The organism is Burkholderia sp. BCC1640, from assembly GCF_902833125.1.
In the GTDB taxonomy this organism is placed as follows: Bacteria; Pseudomonadota; Gammaproteobacteria; order Burkholderiales; family Burkholderiaceae; genus Burkholderia; species Burkholderia diffusa.
In genome coordinates, this window is record NZ_CADFEF010000213.1 from 1 (window position 1) to 230 (window position 230).

General features: G+C 60.9%; 1 protein-coding gene. It reads left to right on the forward strand.

The annotated features are described in order from the left end of the window. Nucleotides 1-230, forward strand: a 230-nt coding sequence (locus HWX25_RS33255) for a hypothetical protein (protein WP_208457063.1), incomplete at both ends; no start/stop codon positions are given.

Consider the following 230-nt stretch of genomic DNA (forward strand, 5'->3'; position numbering starts at 1 on the left):
GAAATCGAGCTGTTCGCCGACGACAGACCCGTCGACGTGGAGGTCGAGAGCGAGGCCACCGAACTGTTGGTCGAGCTCAAGCCCGTGGACAACGAGTTGATGCCGGTCGAAGTCGAGGTGGACAGCGAGCTGATCGAGCTAGTTGCAGACGACAGACCGGTCGACGTGGAAGTCGACAGCGAAGCGACCGAGCTATTGGTCGAGCTGAGGCCGGTCGACAGCGAGTTGAT